This is a genomic window from Pseudomonas sp. UF-293, assembly GCF_058245595.1.
Genome location: NZ_JBSICA010000082.1, coordinates 1 through 346 on the forward strand (window position 1 = coordinate 1; position 346 = coordinate 346).

General features: G+C 58.4%; 1 protein-coding gene. It reads right to left on the reverse strand.

Annotated elements, in window-relative coordinates:
• Positions 1–346, reverse strand: a 346-nt coding sequence (locus AC4IHP_RS27870; protein ID WP_490833292.1) for a contractile injection system protein, VgrG/Pvc8 family, incomplete at both ends; no start/stop codon positions are given.

Sequence of the window (346 nt, forward strand, 5' to 3'; positions counted from 1 at the left end):
ATCACCGGGTTGCTGGCGACCATGCCGGAGTCTTGCTGATAGGGCACAGGCGCGAGTTTCGGAAACACCGTCTGGTCATCGCCGAACACGAGCTTGTGCGCCGTGGCGCTGTGCTGGAAGTGGAAATGAATGCCTTCTTCTTCGCACAGGCGCTGGATGAAGTGCAGATCCGACTCGTCGTATTGCACGCAGTAGATGCGCTCCGGATAGATCGAGCCGGTCTTGAATTCGTAGGCGTTGCCTTGAATGCCGTGCTCTTCCAGCACCATGCCGATGATCTTCGGCACGCTGAGGTTCTGGAAGATGCGCTGGTTGATGCGGTGCGCCAGATACGCCAGTTGTGGGC